This is a genomic window from uncultured Maribacter sp. (assembly GCF_947496775.1).
GTDB lineage: Bacteria > Bacteroidota > Bacteroidia > Flavobacteriales > Flavobacteriaceae > Maribacter_B.
Genome location: NZ_CANMDU010000024.1, coordinates 1 through 5236, shown reverse-complemented (window position 1 = coordinate 5236; position 5236 = coordinate 1). Strand labels below are relative to the sequence as shown.

Annotated in this window: 1 pseudogene; it reads right to left on the bottom strand. The window is 35.5% G+C overall.

The annotated features are described in order from the left end of the window. Positions 1-5236: pseudogene (locus Q0856_RS17720) on the bottom strand (hypothetical protein); the annotation flags it as partial.

Sequence of the window (5236 nt, the reverse complement as noted above, 5' to 3'; positions counted from 1 at the left end):
TCGATACAATTAGCATTTACATTGCTTACTAAAGATAGAGCTAAAGCTTCTGGTGCATCTATAGTAACAGTATTAGAGGTACCAACACATTCAGGGAATGCTGTTTCCGTAATTCTTACAGAATATATTCCAGCTCCTAAAGTTGAAGCTACATTGAAAATATAAGGATCACTTGTTGCATTATTAGAGTTTGCAGTACCCGCTACAGCTGTACCAGTATTGTCAAACACTTCATAGTTAAAAGTACCTGTATAACCTGTAATAGTAACTTGTATTACTCCGTCTGTACTATCGCTACATGTAGCATCGCTTACAAGTGCTGCAGTTACATCGATTAAATCATAAGGAGCAATAGTATGTTCTACAGTAACGGAACAATTAGTAACCGTATCCGTTATTTCATAAATATAAGTACCAGGACTTGTTAATATTATATTTGTTGGATCTGCAACTGCAGTACCACTTGGAAGCTCTGCATAGGTATATGTTCCAGAGCCATTTGCTGCAACAATTTCAATAATTTCTTGACCATTATCACAATCAATAATTTGATTTTGAGTAATACTAGCCGTTACCTCTTGGATAGCTGGTATGGATACAATTTCATTAGTAGTACATCCATTAGCATCTTTTACAACAACAGTTACATCTGAAGAACCAAAAGGTACTTCATAAGTATTTGTTGGTTGGTAATTAGCTCCGTTATCAAAACTATAAACATATGGTCCTGTTCCAGAAGGATTTCCAGGAGTTGCATCATTAATAGTAACATTTATGGTACTTGCAGAATCATTACAACTAAATGCAGAAGCTGAAGCTGTAATATCTAGCTCCGTTGGTTCTATAACATCAATAGGTAATGTTGATTGACAACCTTTGGCTGAAATTACAGTTACATTATATGTTCCTTGCGTAAGGCCGTTAAATACATTTGTTGGTTGCGTTGTGGTTCCACCATCTAAACTATATGCATAAGCAACATCAATATTCCCGGCATTTAAATTTACTGTAATAGTTCCATTATTTCCTCCAAAACAACTAACAGCAGTCGGTGCTAAAGTAAATGTTGGGTTAGCAGGAGCATCTAGTGTAATAGTTACAGGTGTTGAACAATTTGTTGTAGTATCTTCTACTTCAAAAGTATATGCAACTGAATGCGTTAAACCAGTGAATACACCTGTTGTATTTGTTGGTCCTGCTGGAGTTATTTGTGTATAACTATAGTTTCCTGATCCACCGTTTGCAGTAACTGTTACTTCACCAGAATTTGCTGGATCACAGTTATCAGCGGCAGATACATTAGCTCCTAATGTTAAAGGAGGATATATAGTAATATTTTCAGTTTCAGTACATCCGTTTACATCAGAAATGGTAAATGTATGTGCACCAGAACTTAAGTTGGTAACCGTCATAACATCGCCAACAATAGATAATGTACTTGCTTGTGGTGCACCACCATCAACACTAATAGTATGTGGTACAATCCCAATGGCATCTAAAGTAATATCTACAGAATAAGCACCTTCAGCAGCACTACATTGATTATTAATAGCAACGCTAATTGCTGGTGTTGGATCTGTAATTAAAGTTATAGCATCTAATTGAATACAATTATTTGCATCTTTTACATAAATGATATAATCTCCACCTTCTACATTAAATACATTGGTAGAACTACCAGACCATGTAGCAGCAGTTGGTGCTGGATCTGTACTTAATGCAAGTTGATATTCGTATGGAGCTGTACCATATTGCCCAATTGCTGAAATTTGTCCTGCATTTACATTACAATTATCATTAGTATCAGCAGTTGCAGTAACAGAAAGTAAATTATTAGATTCTGTAATTGTAAATTCTGCTGATGTAGTAGTACAACCAGGATATGCTCCTCCTATTTCTGTAAATAAGATATAGTATATTCCTCTTGGAAGTGGTCCAGCATTTGAAACGGTTACACCAGTACCTACAGCTGGAGGGTTTACATTTAATGTACTTCCTATTCCAGTTGTAACATTAGATTGTGAGTTAAAAATTTCATAGCTAACTTGTGTTGCTCCACTATCATAATTATCAAAAGTGAAGGTAACATTACCATCTGCACTTCCTGTACATGTAATATTAGAAACTGTATCTAATGTAGATGTAAGGCTCGAAAGTGTATTAATTGGTGCAGCAGCAGTTTCAAAATAATAACAGTTTGTAGTAATATCATGTACCACAAACGTATATGTTAATCCTGGTGTTAATCCTGTGAACGTACGAGTAGGACCATTTGCAACATCAGGAGCATAATACGTTGATGCATAAGGAACACCAAAACTATCTAAAATTCCAAATTCATAATTTGTTCCTAAAATTGCTGTAGTTACTGTTACTACTGCAGTACCACCTGTAGTACAATCAGCTGTTAATGCAGATACATCAATATCTAAATCATCTGGAGGAGATGCTATGATGTTCGTAGTTACTACAGAACATCCGTTTGCATCAATTACATCAACTTCATAAATACCAAACTCTAATATAGGGAACGTATGATCTTCACCTCCTGAGGTAGTATTATAGGTTGCAGAAAAACCATTATTTCCAGTTAAATAATATGTATATTCTGCTACTCCACCTGTTGTATTTTCTACGGTTATAGATCCTGGAGATGTACCAGTAGCTATACAAGTAATAGGTACAAGGTCTATACTATAACTAATTACATTTGGTTCTGAAATTATAATAGTTTCCACATCTGTACAAGACTTTGCATCTGTTACAGTTACCTCATAGGTTCCAGCGGGTAAACCAGCTGTTTGTGTACCATAATTTGTAGTAGTAGTTGTGTTTACTACAGAAATAGCAAAAGGAGCAGTACCTTGTGTATTATCTATATTAACGTTTATTGTTGCGCCTTCATCACCATTACATAAAATATCAACGGTTTGTACTAAAGACGTAATTACAGGATTAATTATAGGGTTTACTGTAGTTTGTGTAATAACAGTACAACCATTATTATCTGTAATTCTAAAATCGTAAGTTCCTGCAGTAGCAGCCGTATAGGCAAAACTGTTTCCTGTTATTGTTGTTGTTGTACTCCACGAAGTACCAGAATCTGTACTTACCTCAAAATATGCATATGGTAAATAACCATTATTTATAGTAACATTAATTACTGCTTCTGGAGAAACTGTACAATCTAGTCCTTTTGTTAAAACAGAGTTTGCTGTTAATTGAGGTTCAATAGTTTCTGTAAGGATATTAGAAACACACCCATAAGCATCGGTTACTTGAATATTATAAGTATTTGGAGCTAAGTTTGTTATTGTAAATGGATTACCAACGGCTGCCGTTTGCGCACCACCATCAATACTATAAGTATATGGAGCTACACCATCGGTAATATTAATTACCAATGAAGCCTGATCAGTACCATCATAACAAAAATCTGAAGAGGTATCTACTGCAATTGTTGGAGCATCTGCAGTAGTAAGTGTTATTGGTTTATCAATAATACAACCACCAGCATCTCTTACATAAATAGTGTAAGTACCTGCAGCTACATTTGTAAATACATTAGTACTTTGGTATGCATAAACTATAGCAGGACCAACAGTATTCTCTAATTGGTATTCATAACTACCCCATCCATCAGTTGCAGTAACTGTTATAGTACTATTTTCTATACAAGTAACAGGTGTGTTGGTAAATGTAAAGTCTAAAGCAGCTGCAGGGTCATTTATTACCATACTAGTTGTTGCTGTACAATTTGTTGTATCGTCTGTTATTGTAACCGTATAGGTATCCGCTGCAAATCCGCTAACAGCTATTGCAGTTGTAAGGTTTATGTTATTTTGCGATTGTATTACTGTAGTAGCGCTATTTTCTACAGTATAACTATAAGTAGTAGCAAAATCACTTACTGTAAAAGTAAATGCACCATCAGTAGCACCTAAACAACTTACGTTATTAGTCAATTGCGAAATTGCAGCTACTCGTGGAATATCTACTACAGTATAATTTTCTTCTATTTGACATCCTTTATTGTCAGTAACTCTAAAGGTGTAGGTATCTGGAGCAAGAGCTGTAAATATACCAGAGTTTACTCCAGAAGTATTTGTAGTTGCTGCTGCAGGGGCAATAATTTCATAAGTAAAAGGAGCATTTCCATTGGTAACGTTTACCGTTACATCAGATGTTTGTGCTGGGCAATTAGGAGCTGTTGCAGTAAAAGTTAAATCTGTAGGTTCGTTTAATGGATCAATTACAATTGCTGGAGTATCTTCAGTACACCCATTAACATCTCTAACAGTTATGGTATAAGACCCTGCTGTAATTCCAGTACTAAATGTATCTAACCCTTGGAAATTAACCCCATCTAAACTAAAGGTATAACCAGGAGTTCCTCCAGAATATCCAGTAACTTGAATTGTAGCTGAAGAGTTATCACAACGATAATCTTGAACTATATTTATTGTTCCAGGAGCTATTACTGCTGGAGCAGTAGGGGTAACACTATCTGTTGTTACACAACCTTTAGCGTCTGTTACGGTATAGTTATATGTTCCAGCTGTTAAACCTGCATAGGTAGTTTGAGTTGAAGGGGTACTACCATTAAAAACAATTTGATACGGAGCTAGACCACCTGAGATTTGTAATTCAGCAACGCCATCTGCACTAGTATTACAAAGAGGATTTGTAATAACTTCAACTACTGTTGGTGGGTTGTTTGCTGTAACAATAACTTGATTGGTAGTAACCGTACAACTTTCAGTATCTGTAATAATAAATTCATAAGTACCAGCAGTAGTAGTGAAATATGAAAAAGGAATACTAGGTACTGCAGTACTTGCCTGTATAGAACTACCATCTCTAATAACCTCGAAATTAAATGTTGGATTTCCGCCGGACATCGTAATGCTAATTTCAGCATCTGGTGTTGCGGAACAATCTAAATCTTTTATTAATGCAGCGCTGGCAGTTAATGTTGGAAAAACATCAATACTTGCAGTAGCAGTACAATTTTTACTATCAATAACCTCAATAGTATAATTACCTGGAGTTAAACCTGTAAAATCTTCTTCACTTTGGTAAGCTCCTCCTATTAAACGATACTGGAATGGTGCTACTCCCCCAGAAGTTACATTGGCAGTTAAAACTAATCCTGTAGAACTATCATAACATAAGCTATTAGCGTTCACTTCTAAAACAGGAGCTACCGTTGGGTTTAGGGTAAAGTTTCCAGTTA